Raw genomic sequence first — 18,811 nt, 5'->3', positions numbered from 1 at the left:
GCGGACATATGAAATCAAAGTAAAAACTTTGAATTTATATGTCCGCTTTGTATATAGTTTATAAGTCTTAGTTGCATGTATTTGAGTTAACTAAAATGAGTAGCCAGATATTTACCAGATACATATAGCTCGTGTTCGTTACATATATTCAAAACTTTTGTTATTTCAGTGCCAAATGCCATATCATCTAATAAGTCATTTGTATTTAAAGGAACTTCTGTATGGATCTTTGCTAAGGTTTTTGAAAGTTTAAGATTGTCCATATCGGTTTCTATTTTATTACGCTGACCAGGCGTTAATTGTTCTAAAGCAGCAATAACAGATTCGACTGAACCATGATTTTGAATGAGTTTGATTGCTGTTTTTTCTCCGATACCTTTTACTCCAGGATATCCGTCCGCAGTGTCGCCCATAAATGCTTTAACGTCTACAAGTTGTGAAGGGTTCAAACCATATTCACTTTGGAATCTGTTTAATGTGTAACGATTGTAGATATTAAATCCCTTTTTGGTTAACCAAATCTCAACATTTGGGTTAATACATTGTAAAATATCTCTATCCCCTGTCACGATATAAACTTGGTTTTGTTCAGAATAGGCTTCTGCTAAAGTACCAATGACATCGTCTGCTTCAAAATTTTGGACTCCTATATTAACAAAACCGAATTGGTTAGAGACTTCTTTGACGTAATCGAATTGTGGTATCAGTTCGTCTGGGGGTGCAGGACGATTTTGCTTGTAACCATCGAACATATCGTTTCTAAAAGTAGATTTACCCATGTCCCAACATACAGCTACATGTGTTGGTTGAATTTCGTTTATTGCAGTAAAGACATGGCGTACAAACCCTTGAACACCATTTGTTGGTGTTCCTGAAGAGTTTCTCATAAATTGTTTGTGCAGACTTGTGGCAAAGAAATGGCGAAATAGTAAAGCCATGCCATCAATTAATAATATTTTTTTGGACATAAAAGTACCTCTTCCTCTAATTACATATATGGTTTTAAATTATTATTTGTTTCTTGTAGTTGTTGAATAAATGCATCGTCAACTTCAAAAGATAAAAGTTCCTTAATTTGGCTATGTGCATCATTTTCAAATTGGTTAAATCTATCTTCAGCATTACTTTGCATTTGTACAACTGTGCTGTTAACAGCTTGTCTTAAATTAGCGATACAAGGTGCTAATAAATTAATCGTTTCTTGTGTTATTTGTTCTTGAATTGTACTTTGCGTTTTAGGCTGTAAAATATTCTTTTTAGAAAGTGATTTTGGTAATGCGTCAATCATTTGAGTTAAATCGATTTTTAAGTAAGGATTATCTAACTCAATTTCACTTTTATCAAATTCAGGTTCTATAAACACGTGCAACTGTTGTAACTTTTGTTTTAATGGTGCAATTTCAGTGTGTAATTGTTCATGGAAATATTTTTTTATACGTTCTACAAGCAATGATTGCTCTAGATATAATCGCTGGTGAATTTGATCTAAGTATAATTTTGTTGATTGACGTTTTTCCTCATTGAAATTTGTGTTTTTAGTCATTTGTCCATTATAGATAGATTTAACTTCATCTAATAATTGTAATTTTAATCGTTCATTTAAATGATAGATTTGATCGTCTACTTCATTTGATGTTCGTTGTTCAGCGATTTGAAGTAGATTGTTATTGAAAATTGTTGTTTTATCATAACTTTGTAATGTTTGATTACGTTGGTTGATTTCTGCTTTATCATTATGAAATGCTTCAATCATTTGTTCATATGCTTCAGAAATATGGTGAAGTTGACCCAACATTTGTTTTTGTAGAATATTTTTGGATTCAACTTGAACAAAATGTTCAATACTCTTCTTAAGTCTTTCGATACCAATGTCGTTTGTTTTTAATGCTTCTCTACTTGAAACTGCGAAGATGTCTGAATCCATATTAACTTGAGTTAAAGCATCTCCTACGTATTCAATAACTGCATTTAAATCTTCCTCGGTCTCTGCTAAATCTGTTGCATTAATTATCATTTTAAATGCTTGGTTTTCGTTTAATTGATTCATTGCTTTCATATGTTCAATAAAGCGTTTGTCATTATCTGTAAATGAATGGTTAAAGTAACTTACATACAAAATTAAATCAGCTGATGTTAATACTTTTTCAGTTTCATTAGTATGACGTTGATTATTAGAGTGCAGTCCTAGTGAATCTACTATAATTTTATCTTTTAACCAATCTACAGGTAATTTTAAATGAACAGTATTAACAAATGTAGCATACTCGTCTTCTGCGCTCCATTTTTTAATTTCATCTTGGTCGATTGTGTGTATTAAACCATTTTTAAGCAAGTCTTGATACATGCCATAATGTTTCTCTACTGCATTCACAAAAGCTAGCTTATTTTTTTCTAGTGATGCTTTTAATTTATTTGTATTTTTATTTAAAAGTGCCTCGATACTATCAAATGTAATATTTTCCACTTCAAAAACTTGATTTATTTCTTCTAAAAGTTGTTCGGCCGATTTTAACGTAATTTGGCTTTCATGACCGTATGTTAGTTCTGTCATAGCTGCTGTTGTAGGATTCGGTGAACTTACTAAATAATTATCACCTAATAAAGCATTAATTAAACTACTTTTACCTGCACTAAACGTCCCGAACACACCAATTTTGACTATTTTGTTATCTAGTCGAGCAAGTGTGTCATCTATATTTTGTTTGCTCTGTTCGAACAACGGGACATCTTGAATAATTTCAAGCGCATGCTTAATATTTTGTGTCTGATCTTCTTGGTTTGGTTCTGTGGAAGTTTCTGATTTCGAATGATTAACGGATTTTACTTTATTTGCTTTTGGTGTGTATGTGATTTCTTTTCTATCTATAAGTTTATCGAGAGAGTCATCTATGTGAATGTAATAATGTAAGTAATTTTGTGTCTCAAGTGACTCCCTTAAATTACGCATTTCCATAAATTTTTCATAATCATTATAGTCATCTTCTTGTTCTATACCAATATCATTTGCCTGAGCATGATTGATAGCTTCTTTGAACAATGGATCAGATGTTTTACCGATATATTGTTTAAGAGATTTCATTAAATCATCACAAAATGTTAATACATACTGATTGCTAATGGTAATCTGCGTTTGATATAAATCAGTTATTAAGGATTCTGGGATTTCATAATGTTGATTTAATATAGCTTCATTTATTTCAGAATCATTTATAAAGCGAGTTAAAAATGACATATCTTCTCTAAGTGGTTGTCTGATCTCTTGGTTAACCTTTTCTTGTAATTGCACAAGTGCTTGATTTAATCTACGTTGTTGTTCCTCTTGTGTTTTTTTCTTCTTATTAAAAAGTCCGCCAACTGTGAAATCTTTAGTTCGGCTTTCTAAATATATTCGAATCGTTTCTCTTGTATCGTGTGTCATTATATAAGCGTTATCGATAATAGCTTTTCTTTTTTGTTTTAAAAATTCATACAACTCATTGGGATTGTTTAATAGCTTTGCTTCTTCGCTAACCTGCTTGTGTTGTTTGAAATTGATATAAGCTTGTTCAAAGTCCGCCTCGAAAATATCCAATTTATCTAAAAGATCTTGGATTTCGTATTTAATATAGGATAATTGTTCTTCTGTGATGAATTTTACGATTCGATTAACATAATCCTCAATTGTTTCGCGGTTGTTATCTTTTTCTACGAGATATTTTGAAAGTGCTTCGATTTCATTATGTGTATGACTAAATTTAGAAACATAAAAAGTTTTATCTAAATCGATTTCCCATTCTGCTATTGATTTTTCAACACGTGATTTAAATGTTTCAAAACTGATTTCGTCTTCATTATGCTTATCAATTTGGTTAATTACAAAAACGACTGGCACACCTGCTTGATTCAGTTGTTTCATAAATTGAAAATTCAAAGCAGATTGGACGTGATTATAATCTACTGTATAGAAGAGTACGTTGCTGGTATACATAAACTCTTCTGTACTAGATTGGTGGCTAGATACATTAGAGTCCACTCCTGGTGTGTCTTGTAATGTAAATCCTTTGCGAAATTTATCAGACGGAAATTTAATTTCCACAGATTCCACATCGAAATTTTCGCGATTCATTTTTTTTACATCATCGTAATTATTTAATAATGTATATTGTTGATTACTTAAATTTGCAATAATTCCTGGCTGTTCTGCGACAGAAACAATTGCGGTATTACTAGTTGTAGGTACGGGAGAACTTGGTAATATCGTTTCTTCTAGTAGTAAATTGATTAACGTGGACTTTCCTGCTGAAAAATGACCTACAAAAGTAGCAGTGTATTGCTCTAAAAACACTTTTTTAATTACTTGATTGATAATATGGACTAATCTACCATTTTTAGATTTTTCTACTTCTTTTTTTAATTTATATAAAATATCGAGTTGCTCAGTATTAGACATGTTTCGTATCCCCTTTATTACTCATATGTAATTACTACTTATTGTATAACAAATCGTTACTTGTCTAAAGTAAGTATTTTAAAATAAGTTGTTACAAATTGAAAATACTACCATTTAATTAAAGATGTTATAGGTACAAGTTGTATAATCCTTTAATATTTTTTGAATTGCAAAATTTAAAATTCAATGATTTGACGCATTAGAAATGTTTTTTGTTAAATTGACTTTGTGATATTTCTCTATATTTACAAAAGCCAGTCCGAGGCAACTATTGATGTCTCGGACTGGCTTTTAATACGTTAATCTTAAATCAATTATTTCCATCTTGGTTTATCGAAGTTTGTATTTGGTTTATTTATACCAATGTTTTCATTTAAATACAGTTCTGGATTCTTGGCAATTTGTACTGCTACTGCAGCTACGCTTTTTCTAGATACTTCAGTTCCGTTAAATGGTTGATCTTTTTTAGTGATTTCGTAATCAATTTCGTTTATATCAGTTAACCAAGCTGGTCTGAATATTGTATAATCAAGGCCGGATTGCTCAATTATGTCTGCAGCTTTTTTGTAGACTGGTAATGATTCACTAATTTGAGTTTGTACCCAAGCACCAAATTTACCTGGGATTTCATTGTAGATACCAAGTGATGTAACAAATACAAGTCGTTTTACTTTATTTGCATTCATGGCTTCGACAATCGTTTGTGCCTCTTTATCTAAATCACCTGATAATGAGGCGAAAACAATATCAACATCTTCCATTGCATTAGTAACGTCTTCTAAATTTGTGGCATCGCCTTCACGAACTCGTATACGGTCTGAGGCATAGTCAGGTAATCTATTTGCATCTCTTAAAAATAATCTTAAGGTATATGTTGTATTTTCTAAAAATGAGTTGATAGCTGCTTTAGAAATCGCACCATTAGCTCCTAGTATCAATACTCTTGTCATCTAATCACTCCTGTACATTTTAGTTATTATACGAGACTTTATTTTTCTCTTATTATTTAATAGTGTTATGTATAGTATAATTATTTTTTGTGAATAATTCACTTCTTATGTTTACACTCACAATATTATAGTTATCCTATTTTTAGTTAAATAAACGTGAAAGTAGAATTGTCAAAAGCTATAAAATATATTTTTAATAAATAAAAACCCTAGTTCAAGGACGGTTTACACATATAAATGTAATACGGTGTCCTTTCGCTAGAGACATTATTTATCGTTGATTTAATTTATCACCGGGTTTTTATCTTTTTTGATTTTTACATATTGTGAAATGCTATAAATTATAATACCAACCCAAATAAAGATAAAAGTAATGAGTTGATCTAAGTCAAATGGTTCTTTGAATAGGAAAATGCCAATTAAAAACATTAAAGTAGGTCCAATATATTGTATGAAGCCAGTTAATGATAGCGGTATGCGTCTGGCACCGGCTGAGAACAATATAAGTGGGACTGCTGTAACGGCTCCTGAGAATAACAACCAAAAAGAAGAAACGTTCATACCAAATGTAAGTCCACCTTGATGCCATATGTACCATAAATAAATAAAGCCAGCAGGCGCTGTTACAATACACTCGATAGTTATACTGCTTATAGCATCTATTGGAACAAGCTTTTTAATCAAGCCATAGATTCCAAATGAACCCGCTAACAATAAAGAAATACCGGGAAATACCCCTATTTTCAATGTCATATATAACACACCTACAACGGCAAGCCCTATGGCAATCCATTCAAGTTTGTTGAACCGCTCTTTTAAAAATATTAATGCAAGTAAAATACTTACAAGTGGATTAATGTAGTAACCTAAACTGGATTGTAACACGTGTCCATTTGTAACGGCCCATATGAATGTGCCCCAATTAATTGTTATCACATAGCCAGCTGCAATAATCGCAATGAGTTGTATTGGATTCGTAAATAGTCGTTGAATATCTCGCTTAAATGGCGCGGTATTTTTGGTAAGGATAACGATAAATAACATGAAAATCATTGAAAGTACAATTCGAAATGCTAATATTTCAAATGCACCTATATCATCAATTAACCCCCAATAGATGGGTAGTATGCCCCATAAGAAATATGCTCCAAAAGCAAAGATAATTCCTTTTTTAAATTCTGTATTCAATTGTAACACCTCTTTCTAATGGTCAAGACATGAGAAACATTTACTTGCGAGGTTTTTTCTCTCCCCAATATTGATAATAAGTACATTCAATATAACCATTAAATAATTTTCTGCGTTTTGTTGCTTTCTTATTAACTAAAAATTCGAACTCAGTATTGCTTGTAAGAACGTAAGTTGAAATTTGTGGATGATTTTGCATAAGTGATCCAATATAACGATACATTTCTTCGACTTTATCTCTATCACCTATACGTTCGCCGTATGGTGGGTTACCAATTAATGCATATGGTTTTTCATCGTCTAAAGTTAATGTGTTAACGTCTTTAACATTAAATTGAATAATATCAGCAAGACCGACCTCTTCAGCGTTTCTACGGGCTATTTCAATCATTTCTGGATCTATATCATAGGCATATATTTCTAGTTCACGATCATAATTTGCTTGTTGATCGGCTTCGTCTCTCATTTCGTCATATAAACTATCTGGCATAATATCCCATTTTTCTGATACAAAATCACGGTTGAAACCAGGAGCGATATTTTGAGCGATTAAACAAGCTTCAATTGCGATTGTCCCCGACCCACAAAATGGATCAATTAAAGGTGTGTCACCTGTCCAGTTAGCTAAGCGAATTAAACTAGCTGCTAGCGTTTCTTTAATTGGAGCTTCACCTTGCGCTAAACGGTACCCACGTTTATTTAAGCCTGAACCAGAAGTATCTATAGTTAATAGTGCATTATCTTTTAAAATAGCTACTTCAACTGGATATTTTGCGCCATTTTCACTTAACCACCCACGCTCTTGATAAGCGTGTTTTAAGCGTTCTACAATTGCTTTCTTAACGATAGCTTGGCAGTCAGGCACACTATATAATGTTGATTTAACACTACGACCTTGTACAGGAAAGTTACCGCTTTGTTCGATCAATGTTTCCCAAGGCAACGCCTTTGTCTTTTCAAATAGTTCATCAAAAGTTGTAGCTTTAAATTGTCCAACTACTATTTTGATTCTGTCGGCTGTGCGTAACCATAAGTTACACTTAACAATTGCAGTTTCATCGCCTTCAAAGAAGATTTTGCCATTTTCGACAGTTGTTTCATAACCTAACTCTTGAATTTCTTTAGCTACAACTGCTTCTAATCCCATTGGACATACAGCTAATAATTGATACATTGTTTTGCTCCTTCTTATTAAAGATTTTATTTTATTTTATCAAAAGTTATTTTAAATAGATATGACATTGCATTAAGTTCTATAATGAATCCATGATTATTTCAATTCATTTTAACCAATTAAAAAAGCTCTCCTATATTGGGAGAGCTTGGGTCTAGTGATGATATTTCTGTAAGCCATGTTTTGTACCATTGTACTGCAAGCGTGTACTAGAAACACTCGTACGCTGGTGGTAACCATCTGTCTACATACTATCTAAAGTATGCCTTAAATATACGTTGAATTCCGCTAAATAAGTGCTCCTACCTAATTTGGATTGCTCACTCGAGGGGTTTACCGCGTTCCACCTTTTATATTTCTATAAAAGCTACGTCACTGTGGCACTTTCAAACTAATTTAACCATATCCTAAGACTTAGGTTATTTCATTGCCGTCAACTTAATGCCTTGACTTATTGTTTCATCAAGCACGAACACTACAATCATCTCAGATTGTGTGAGCATGGACTTTCCTCTATATCACTATAGCGATTACCCGAAACACCATCCCAAGAAGTATATCATCATTTTAGTTGTTAAACAAATAAAATAAGATAAGTTTTGAAAAAATCAAAACTTATCTCTATGTAGATGATATAAAATCTACGCTAATAACATTTCATCAGCTTAATGTGCGTGTATGTTATTTTCCGAAAACTGCTTTTTCTAGATTAGATATTCGTTTTAGGATATCTACATTATTATTGTTGTTACTATTGTTGTTACTACTTTTAGTTGTTGCATTACTGTTTGAAGAGAAATTTTTATTTTCTTGTGGTCTCGATGTAGCAACACGTAAACGTAACTCTTCTAATTCTTTTTTTAGTTTATTGTTTTCTTCTGAAAGTTTTACAACTTCATTATCTAAATCTGCCATTTTTTGATAATCTGCTATAATATCGTCTAAGAAGGCATCTACTTCTTCTCTTCTATAGCCACGAGTCATAGTTTTTTCAAAATCTTTTTCATAAATATCTTTTGCTGATAATTTTAATGAAACATCTGACATTTTTTCCACCTCATTCAAAACTTTGTTCTTGAGACCACTGTAAGTCGTTGATGAACTCAGTTAATTCATCGAACGTCACAATATCACAAGTATAATTTGTTTTTTCCATAAAATCAACTAACATGTGCTTAAAGAACTTAGGACTAGCTTCTTGCTCTTCATCGTAAATCAATAGTGTTTGATCTGTATGATCTAGCATAAATTGATCCGTTTGTTTAAACTGATGTGGGCCTTCGTATGGCGCATGGAACACACTGTCAACGAAATCTGCCTTTTGTGTAATGTTATTATACTTAGCTTGATTCTGTTCGTTCCACCTTTCACTATGTCCATAAAAAGGCGTTATTATACCTAATTTCAAATCAGGGTGGCTCTCCTTCAAATCAAGAACCACTTCCGCCGTCCATAATTCTATACCCATCTGTCCTTGTATTAATACCCACTCTAACCCTTCTTCAATCAACTGATTTAATTTATGTTCGATAAATTTTTTTAAATAGGTAACCTCTGGTGCATCATCTTTAAATATGTTAAGTTCAAATGATTTATAGCCAGTAACATAAATTGTTTTTATCATAAACACAACTCATTTCTTTGAATATAACTTAAATCGTATTGTACAGCTTTTAATTTTTCTGTAAACAATTTTCGACTTGTACGTTTAAAGTGGCATTCAACTGAAAGTGACTCGATATTTGAAATTAAAAGGTCGAACTTCTTTTTGTTCATATACTGTAATTGAAGGATTTGTGATTCTCGGTTCAAAAGTGTGTTTAAGCGTTGGTCTATCTCAGTGGTAAACGGTACAACAGTAGAATAAAAGTCATAATCTTCTCCTGATGCTTTCACGGATTCATACCTTTCTTGCATTAACAAAACATCATTTAATAGTTGTGTAACAATTTGTTGCATTAAGACTTCCCCCTACACTTCAAATTTACCATAAAATTGATTTTCAGTCATTTTTTAAAGAGTCGCCTAACATTTACCTTATATTACTATAATATTTTGTTTCAAATATTGTTTAATTGGGCGAAGCACGTTAAAATGTATGTGATGTATTTGTAAATACATTGGTTCAAATTTCATAGTTTGGAAAAAATTGCTGTACTCATGTATAATGGAGCAAGTTTTTGATTTCCAAACTAAAGTGGTGAAAATAAATGAATTACCCAAATGGAAAACCATTTAATGGAAATAAGTCTCAAGACGGAAGAACTCATCGGGGGCAAACTAGTAAAATTGATTACGGTGGCAGAGGTATGTCGCTAGAAAACGATATAGAATTGTCGAATACTTATTATTTGAATCATGGTTTAGCTGTAATACATAAGAAACCTACTCCTGTTCAAATAGTAAATGTTCACTATCCGATGAGAAGTAAAGCTGTTATAAATGAGGCTTATTTCAGAACGCCGTCGACTACCGACTATAACGGTATTTATAATGGCCGATATCTAGACTTTGAAGCGAAAGAAACGAAAAACAAAACGTCCTTTCCTTTAAATAACATGCATGATCATCAAGTGAAACACATGGATGCCTGTTATAAACAAAATGGAATTGTCTTTTTATTAATTCGTTTTAAATCGCTCGATGAAGTTTATTTGCTTCCATACTCTAATTTCAAAATGTTTTGGGAAAGACACATTAACGAAATTAAAAAGTCGATAACGGTTGAAGAAATAAGAAAAAATGGTTACTATATTCCTTATCAGTATCAACCACGATTGAATTATCTCAAAACAGTTGATAAGTTGATATTAGATGAAAGTGAGGACCGCGTATGACGGAGAAAAAGAAGACTTCCCAGTCTAACAGTAAGAATGGAAAGTCTGAGCAAAAACAGAATAGGAATATAAAACGAACGATAATTAAGATAATTGGCTTTCTAATTATTGCATTTATCGTTTTAGCATTAATTGGTATCTTGTTATTTGCGTATTACGCTTGGAAAGCTCCAGCGTTTACGGAATCAAAATTACAAGACCCTATTCCAGCAAAGATTTATGATAAAGATGGTGACTTGGTTAAGACGTTAGATAACGGACAGCGACGTGAACACGTTAATTTAGATGAGGTTCCGAAAACGATGAAAGAAGCGGTATTAGCTACTGAAGATAATCGTTTCTATGATCACGGTGCGTTAGATTATAAACGACTTTTCGGTGCAGTTGCTAAAAATGTAACTGGTGGTTTTGGAGCTGAAGGTGCTTCGACGCTGACACAACAAGTTGTTAAACGTTCATTTTTAACTGATCAAAAATCAATAGCACGTAAAGCACAAGAAGCATATTTGTCTTATAGATTAGAACAAGAGTACAGTAAAGATGAAATATTCGAAATGTACTTAAATAAAATCTACTATTCTGACGGTGTTTATGGTGTTAAAGCGGCTGCTAAATACTATTTCGACAAAGATTTAAAAGATTTAAATTTAGCTGAATCTGCTTATCTTGCTGGTTTGCCACAGGTACCAAATACTTATAACATCTACGAACATCCAAAAGAAGCAGAATCACGTAAAAACACTGTTCTTTATTTAATGGAATATCATAATAGAATTACAAAAGAACAGAAAGAAAAAGCTCAAAACACTTCTGTTGAAGATAATTTAGTTCAACGTTCTTCAGAAGAACGTGAAGTAAGTGAAGATAACTCAAATCCAGAATATGATTCATATATTAACTTTGTGAAATCTGAGCTTATGAACAACAAAGCGTTTAAAGACCAAGATTTAGGTTCTGTGTTAAATAGTGGTGTTAAGATTTATACTAATATGGATAAAAATGTTCAACAAACATTACAAGACCGTATTAACAACGGTAGCTATTACAAAAATGATGATCAGCAAGTAGGATCTTCTATTGTAGATAGTGAAAATGGTGGCTTAGTTGCTATATCAGGCGGTAGAAATTATAAAGATATCGTAGATAGAAACTTAGCGACTGACGCACACCCTACCGGTTCATCACTTAAACCATTCTTAGCATATGGTCCAGCAATGGAAAATATGTCATGGGCAACAAACCATGCAATTCAAGATGAGGAATCATATCAAGTAGATGGTGTTACTTTCAGAAACTATGATACGGAAAGTCATGGTAAAGTTAAACTTTATGATGCACTTCGTCAAAGTTTCAACATTCCAGCACTTAAAGCATGGCAGTCAACTAAAGAGAACGCTGGTAATGATGCACCTAAAGACTTTGCTAAAAAAGTAGGTCTTGACTATGAAGGAGACATTGGCCCATCTGAAGTATTAGGTGGTTCAGCATCCGAATTCTCACCTACCCAATTAGCTTCTGCCTTTGCAGCAATTGCAAATGGTGGTGAATACAATAACGCTCATTCAATTAAAAAAGTTGAAAAACAAAACGGCGAAACGATTGAATATGACCATACAAGTAAAAAAGCAATGAAAGATTCAACTTCTTACATGTTAGCTGAAGTATTAAAAGGTACATTTGAAGCCTACGGTTCAGCTTATGGCCATAATATTTCTGGCGTTAACATAGCTGCAAAAACTGGTACAGGTACTTATGGTGCTGAAACTTATCAACAATATAATTTACCAGATAATGCTGCAAAAGATGTTTGGATTAACGGATTTACACCAAAATACAGTATGTCTGTATGGATGGGATTCAGTGAAGTTAAACAAGGTGGTACAAATTCCTTTGTTGGCCATGAAGAACAAGAATACCCACAATATCTGTTAGAAGATGTTATGGATAACATTTCACCAAGAGATGGTAAAGACTTCAGTAAACCTGATTCAGTAAGTGGAGATTCGAAAGACTCATTATCTGTTAAGGGTAGTCCAGATGACAATACAACATCGAATAAACCTCAAGGACAAGGTGGAGGCAGTAGTTCTTCATCAAGCTCAAATAGCAGTGATAGTTCTAGTAGTAGTTCCTCAAATAGTACAAGCGGTCAAAGTGCCGCAAGATAGTACTTAATATAATAACAAATAGTCTAGGACAAAGGTGAATTAACATAATTATTTTAAAAATGATTATTATCCCCATGTCTGAGATTTGAAACACACTCGACGCTAAGTTTAGCGTTGAGTGTGTTTTTTATTATTCATAATGATATTGTCTTTCCCGAGACAAAAAAACACGGTATATTCAAAGGAATTAAACATCTCCAATGAACACCGTGTTATTAATCATTTTTTTATTTTTTTCGACGAATTTGATAGGATGCATTCATTTTAATGAGTTCTGACTTTAATGTTTTCATTTGACTATAACCCATAAAGTGATATTTTCTAGCAATCATATAATTGTAGCGTTCTTCAAAATTCATCGGTACAACAGGATAATGATCCAACTCTTGAAATTCAAGTTTATTAATATTATTTATTTGTTTAAAATATTGTTCAATTAATTCAAAGTAATCATCTAGTAATGCTTTCGCTTCAGTTGATTTTAGTTGTTTTGTTTTTGCAAAATAATCAAGTTGATCTTCTAAAATTGTAAAATGTTCTTTTGTAATCATTATATTTATGCCTCTTTCACATTGGCTTTATAGCGTTTTTGTCCTTCTCTACATTCTTCAAATAATGGACAAACATCACATTTAGGATTTCTTGCTAAACAATGATAACGTCCAAAAAAGATGAGTTGATGATGTGTTTTATTCCAACGCTCTCTTGGAACTACTTTACACAATTTATCTTCTACCTGCCTTACATTGTCTTTCCATCTGCATATACCTAAGCGTTTAGAAATGCGTTCAACATGTGTATCAACAGCTAGAGATGGTTCGCCAAAAGCAACACTCATGACCACATTTGCTGTTTTCCTACCAACGCCTGCTAAACTTTCTAATTCTCCATGTGTATGTGGAATTTCACCATCAAATTTATCTAAAAGCGACTTACACAATTTTTGAATATTTTTAGCTTTATTCTTATATAGACCAATTGTGCGAATATCATTTTCTAATTCTGAAATATCTACGTTTAAATAATCCTGAGGCGTTTTGTATTTTTTGAAAAGTTTATCTGTTAATTTATTTACAGATATATCTGTAGTTTGAGCAGATAATAATACTGCAATGGTTAATTCAAATGGATTGTCATGCTTTAGCTCACATTCAGCATTTGGAAACATTTCAGCAATCACATCCACCATTTCTAATGCTTTTTTGTTACTTATCATTTGGATTCTCTCCATTCAACCAATCAAATTTGGGTACTTTTGTTACGGTGTGCTTCATTTTAGGTTGATTAAATTGACGGCTAATCTTTTTCGAGTCTTCTATCGTTTTGACATTATTTTTCTTCCAATTGAGCAGAATACGATCCATGTATTTAAAACTTAATTTGTTTTGACTTGTTGCTTCGTCAAGTGCAGCTTGAATTACGCTTAAATCGTGTTTATCAACATCTAGCCATTGATTTAAAGTTTCCATTTCAAATGGAGATAACGGTCGTGCAAAAGCTTGTTCGATTTGTTGGAATAGCGTATTAAAATCTACTTCAGATTGTTCTTCGTCATGTTGGACTTCCATTTTTTCCATGATTTCACTTAATTTATTATAAAATGGATTAAGATTCATGTACTCTGTGAATTTTCCTTCTTCGTCTTTATTTACTTTAAGTTCTAACAAATCGCTTTGAATTAAACTTTGAATGACAGAAGTAATTGCCCTGGAATCTAGAGATGTCCCTTGTTGTAATGATTCAATGGAAGGCTGTTTGTTAGATGTTTCTGAAGCATGTATAAGTTTAATTAAAATCACTAATTCTGTTTCATTTATACCTAATTGATTATAATTATTTAATAGTTCCTGTCTAATGATCACTGGTCTAACTTTAAGTTGTTCACTATTCAAACATGCACCCTCCTTTTCATTCATTGCGTTATAAAAACGTCCAGCCATAGATATTAGACTGGACGGATGTTGATATATAATGCTTATGGATATAAACGATTTAATAGACGTGGGAATGGAGCAGTTTCACGAACGTGCTCTACGCCTGATAACCAAGCTACAGTTCTTTCAAGGCCTAAACCGAATCCACTGTGAGGCACACTACCGTAACGACGTAAATCTAAATAATAGCTGTAACTTTCAGCGTCTAATTCAAACTCACTTAAGCGTTGTTCAAGTAGTTCGAGATCGTTAATACGTTCTGAACCTCCGATGATTTCACCATAGCCTTCTGGTGCAATTAAATCAGCGCATAAGACAGTGTCTTCATTTTCAGGGTTTGGTTGCATATAGAATGGTTTGATTTTTGTTGGATAGTTTGTGATGAATACAGGTAAATCATAATGATTGGCAATTGCAGTTTCATGTGGCGCACCAAAATCTTCGCCCCATTCAATATCATCAAAACCTTGTTCTTTTAAGAATACGACAGCATCATCATATGTGATACGTGGAAACGGTGTTGATACTTTTTCTAATTTTGAAGTATCACGTTCTAGTGCGTTTAATTCTAACTTACAGTTATTTAAAACAGATTTAACAACGTGTGTAACATATTGTTCTTGTATTTCTAAGCTTTGGAAATGTTCACAAAATGCCATTTCTGGTTCAATCATCCAAAATTCGATAAGATGGCGACGTGTTTTTGATTTTTCGGCACGGAATGTTGGTCCGAATGAAAATACTCTGCCGTGTGCCATAGCTGCCGCTTCCATATAAAGCTGACCACTTTGAGATAAAAATGCATCTTGATCAAAATATTTTGTATGGAACAACTCACTTGTACCTTCAGGTGCACTTGCTGTTAGGATTGGTGGATCAATTTTTGTGAAACCATTATCATTAAAGAATTCATAAGTTGCACGAATAATTTCATTTCTTATTTTCATAACTGCGTGTTGTTTTTTAGAACGCAACCACAAATGACGGTGATCCATCAAGAATTCTGTGCCGTGATTTTTTGGTGTAATTGGATAATCATGCGCTTCTGAAATCACTTCAATAGATGTAACTTGCATTTCATAACCGATATCTGAACGATTATCTTCACTGATGACACCTGTGATATAAAGTGAGCTTTCTTGAGTAATTTCTTTAGCTTTTTGGAAAGTATCTTCATCAACTGCAGCTTTGGCAACAACACCTTGCATAAATCCAGTCCCGTCTCTTAATTGCAAGAATGCGATTTTACCGCTTGAGCGTTTGTTTGTTAGCCAAGCGCCTATAGTAACTTCTTGGTCGATATATTGTTTTGCTTCTTTTATCGTTATATTCATAACCAGTCTCCTATTATATTGTAGTTTTCTATGCTTTATCCTTATATATTTTAACAAAATCCATATATAAGTTCTAGTTGTGAACGCTATGTTTATGAGTTATTCTCATCTTTTTTTAATTTTTTTAGGATGCTAGAAAATTGTTTAATATCTCCTTTATTTTGGCGGTAACTTTCTAAAGATTGTTCGAAAAATTGTTTGTAGTTACTTCTAATTAAACGATCATCAAAAGACACAATAATTCCTTTGTCGTTTTCACTACGTATCAATCTACCAAGACCTTGTCTAAAACGTGTTACAGCATCCGGTAAAACATATTCTTTGAAGGTTGAAGTAAACTCTGATTCCATAAGCCAATATTTAGTATTGTTTTGATTCATAAATGGTAATTTAGCAATCATGACACATTTAATTCCGTTTGATTCAAAATCGAATCCTTCGAAAAAGGTTCCTGTACCTAGCAATATCGCTTTATTAAAACTATTAAATTGCTGAACAATTTTATAATTTTGATTTTGTTGTTGTGTTAATACGACATAATCTTCAAATTCAGGTAATTCATTTAATAGTTCTTGTACCATGTGCATCATTTTATAACTTGTAAATAGTATTAAACATTTAGATTCAACGATATTTACATATTCAATTACATAATTGACGATTGAACTTACATAATCATTAATATTTTTATAATTATAAGACACTACGTCATTTGGTATGAACACTGTAGTTTGATTTGGCGACATCACTGTAGAGTCTATTTCAAAAGTATTGAAGTCTATATCTTTGTTGAACCAATGTTTGAAGTTATCAAATGTGTTGTTGAAAGTTAATGTACCTGATATGAAAGTGAGGGAATTAAATTTATCTAACACTTGTTTTGTTAGGATTTCTTTCACTCCATAATCTTTCACATTTAATTTAATCGTTGATTTTTGATTTAAGTTTTTGATTGAAAGATAACTTGTATGATTGTTTTTGAGACTTTGCTCTATTTCTTTAAAACGATCATTGATATATAAAAATTGTTTGCGTACAGATTTAATTGATTTATGACTCATTCCATTGAAAAATTCCAACGTCATATTTAACTTATGAATAATAGCATGTAAATCATTTAAAATTGGTGTTACATCAAAATGATACACGAAATGTAATTTGTGAATTTCGTCATCCTGGATTTCTGAAGCATGAATGATATCATACATCGTTGAGAATAATTTTTCGTTCAATTCGTGAATTTCATTAACTGTAGTTTTTAAACCAAATACATCTATGGGTGGTATATCTAACTTTTCTAATATTCTTTGCTGTTCCAGATGATCAATAGATTTAAGTAGCTTTTCATTTTCTGTCTTACCTATTAAGCCTAGTTGGTATTTAATATCTGAATAACTAAGTTCGTTTGTAACTTGATTCAAAGCGTAATCTGGTAATCTATGAGCCTCATCTATAATACAGTCATCAAATAATTGATAAATTGAATTATCATGTGCTGCATGTATTAAATGTGCATGGTTAGTAATACCTATTTGTATATTTTGTGCATTGCGCTTAATGAAATTAAAATAATTGATGTCATTACGAACAGGAACATAAGTTTCTAGTTTTTGTTCGAAATACATCTTCTGTCCGCCTTTTAGATCTAATTCTTGTATGTCACCTGTAGCTGTTTCTGTAATCCATATAAGCAATTGCATTTTTAGAATACTAACTTCGTAGTTACTAGAATCTTCTTTTAATATTTGGCTAATTAATCCTAATGAAATATAATCTCGCTTACTTTTAATTAAAGTTGCGTTAATTTTGAAATCTAATGCACGTTTTAATGCTGGAATATCTTTTTCTAATAACTGATTTTGTAATAACTTTGTATTTGTAGAAATCATTACATGCTTGCCAGTTTCAATATTATACATAAGCGAAGCTAGCAAATAAGCAAATGATTTCCCGCTTCCTAAAGGTGCTTCAATCATTGCTTTTTCACTGTGCATGAGTTGTTCTAATATGATTTCAGACAGATATAACTGTTGTGGTCGGTATGTTAAGCCTAGTTCATTTGTTACGTGTGTGTAGAGTTCTTTTAATGTTCCATTAAAATTAACAGTCGGTGCTTTAAAGTCGATTTGTTTTTTATATATAATTTGTTCAAATTGCTCATATTGATTATCGAGTGTCTGTACACTATGATGACGTACCATTTCGAACAAAATATCATGTAAATCATATTTTAAGTTTTTGCTGAGATAGTAGAGTTGTTTAAGTGTATCTAACGGTAGTGATTCAAATTTAGCAAAAGCCATAATCATTAATTTTGCTGTTGTTGCAGCATCTTCATCTGCCCTATGCGCATTTGTTAAAACGATGCCGTGAGTCTCTGCTAATTCACTTAATTGATAGCTTTTGTCTGTTGGAAACGCAACTTTGAATAATTCTAAAGTATCCATAACTTTTTTGGGACGATATTTAATATTGCAATTTTTAAACGATTTTTTTATGAAATTCAAATCAAAAGCGACATTGTGTGCGACAAATATACAATCTTTGATTTGCTTGTATATATCTTCAGCAACTTCATGAAAATATGGCGCTTGATTTAACATGTCTTCTTCTATCGACGTTAGAGCTTGAATAAAAGGAGGAATTTCTAAATCTGTTTTTATCATTGAATGATATGTGCCAATTATTTTGTTTTCGCGAACAAATGTAATACCTATTTGAATAATTTCATCATAATCTAACTGATTACCTGTTGTTTCTAAGTCGACAACAGCATAACACGGTTTTGTCATTTCGA

General features: G+C 32.2%; 15 protein-coding genes and 1 other RNA gene. 2 read left to right on the top strand and 14 right to left on the bottom strand.

Annotated features, from left to right (window positions below; translation table 11 throughout):
* Positions 1–86 precede the first annotated feature (86 nt).
* The 9 genes from LG295_RS07435 to LG295_RS07395 form a co-directional block, all read right to left on the bottom strand.
* Positions 87–968, bottom strand: a complete 882-nt coding sequence (locus tag LG295_RS07435) for a 5'-3' exonuclease H3TH domain-containing protein (protein WP_325999095.1) — start codon at positions 966–968, stop codon at positions 87–89.
* Positions 969–988: 20 nt separating this feature from the next.
* Entirely contained in the window at positions 989–4,429 is a 3,441-nt protein-coding gene (locus LG295_RS07430) for a dynamin family protein (RefSeq protein WP_325999096.1), read from the bottom strand.
* A gap of 314 nt (positions 4,430–4,743) precedes the next feature.
* Positions 4,744–5,379: an SDR family oxidoreductase gene (locus LG295_RS07425; protein WP_107531491.1), complete on the bottom strand. Its 636-nt coding sequence runs from the start codon at positions 5,377–5,379 to the stop codon at positions 4,744–4,746.
* A gap of 282 nt (positions 5,380–5,661) precedes the next feature.
* Positions 5,662–6,567 carry an EamA family transporter RarD gene (gene rarD / locus LG295_RS07420; RefSeq protein WP_107558429.1) on the bottom strand — a complete coding sequence of 302 codons (906 nt, stop codon included), beginning with the start codon at positions 6,565–6,567 and terminating at the stop codon, positions 5,662–5,664.
* Between the two features lie 40 nt (positions 6,568–6,607).
* Complete coding sequence (locus LG295_RS07415; protein ID WP_107531493.1) at positions 6,608–7,741, bottom strand: class I SAM-dependent RNA methyltransferase; 1,134 nt, start codon at positions 7,739–7,741, stop codon at positions 6,608–6,610.
* A 167-nt stretch (positions 7,742–7,908) separates the two neighbouring features.
* Positions 7,909–8,283: RNase P RNA component class B (gene rnpB / locus LG295_RS07410), an RNA gene on the bottom strand.
* 139 nt (positions 8,284–8,422) lie between these two features.
* A complete protein-coding gene (locus LG295_RS07405) occupies positions 8,423–8,788 on the bottom strand; it encodes a DivIVA domain-containing protein (protein WP_107531494.1) in 366 nt (121 codons plus the stop codon).
* Between the two features lie 10 nt (positions 8,789–8,798).
* Complete coding sequence (locus LG295_RS07400; protein WP_107531495.1) at positions 8,799–9,365, bottom strand: DUF1273 domain-containing protein; 567 nt, start codon at positions 9,363–9,365, stop codon at positions 8,799–8,801.
* Positions 9,362–9,700 (bottom strand): DUF1798 family protein, encoded by a 339-nt coding sequence (locus tag LG295_RS07395; RefSeq protein ID WP_318832867.1) that lies wholly within the window; start codon positions 9,698–9,700, stop codon positions 9,362–9,364. The genes LG295_RS07400 and LG295_RS07395 overlap by 4 nt, the downstream gene beginning before the upstream one ends.
* A 251-nt stretch (positions 9,701–9,951) precedes the next feature.
* Between LG295_RS07395 and recU the strand changes: the two genes are divergently transcribed.
* Both recU and LG295_RS07385 read left to right on the top strand, forming a co-directional pair.
* Positions 9,952–10,578: a Holliday junction resolvase RecU gene (gene recU, locus LG295_RS07390; RefSeq protein WP_107531497.1), complete on the top strand. Its 627-nt coding sequence runs from the start codon at positions 9,952–9,954 to the stop codon at positions 10,576–10,578.
* Entirely contained in the window at positions 10,575–12,746 is a 2,172-nt protein-coding gene (locus LG295_RS07385; protein ID WP_107531498.1) for a transglycosylase domain-containing protein, read from the top strand. The genes recU and LG295_RS07385 overlap by 4 nt, the downstream gene beginning before the upstream one ends.
* A 227-nt stretch (positions 12,747–12,973) precedes the next feature.
* On the opposite strand, the gene LG295_RS07380 is transcribed toward LG295_RS07385, so the two are convergent.
* From LG295_RS07380 to LG295_RS07360, 5 genes are all read right to left on the bottom strand, one after another.
* The gene (locus tag LG295_RS07380) at positions 12,974–13,297 is read right to left on the bottom strand and encodes a YpoC family protein (protein WP_325999098.1); all 324 of its coding nucleotides are present in this window, start codon (positions 13,295–13,297) and stop codon (positions 12,974–12,976) included.
* Between the two features lie 5 nt (positions 13,298–13,302).
* Positions 13,303–13,962 carry an endonuclease III gene (gene nth / locus LG295_RS07375; RefSeq protein WP_326028882.1) on the bottom strand — a complete coding sequence of 220 codons (660 nt, stop codon included), beginning with the start codon at positions 13,960–13,962 and terminating at the stop codon, positions 13,303–13,305.
* Positions 13,952–14,638, bottom strand: a complete 687-nt coding sequence (locus tag LG295_RS07370) for a DnaD domain-containing protein (protein ID WP_325999172.1) — start codon at positions 14,636–14,638, stop codon at positions 13,952–13,954. Before LG295_RS07370 ends, nth begins: the two co-directional genes overlap by 11 nt.
* A gap of 83 nt (positions 14,639–14,721) precedes the next feature.
* Entirely contained in the window at positions 14,722–16,014 is a 1,293-nt protein-coding gene (asnS, locus tag LG295_RS07365) for an asparagine--tRNA ligase (RefSeq protein ID WP_107531502.1), read from the bottom strand.
* 92 nt (positions 16,015–16,106) lie between these two features.
* On the bottom strand, positions 16,107–18,806 hold the full coding sequence (locus LG295_RS07360; protein WP_326000154.1) for a helicase C-terminal domain-containing protein: 2,700 nt from the start codon (positions 18,804–18,806) through the stop codon (positions 16,107–16,109).
* Positions 18,807–18,811: the final 5 nt, after the last annotated feature.

It is taken from the genome of Staphylococcus pseudoxylosus (assembly GCF_044794325.1).
Classification (GTDB): domain Bacteria; phylum Bacillota; class Bacilli; order Staphylococcales; family Staphylococcaceae; genus Staphylococcus; species Staphylococcus pseudoxylosus.
This window is presented reverse-complemented; position numbering and strand designations above follow the sequence as displayed.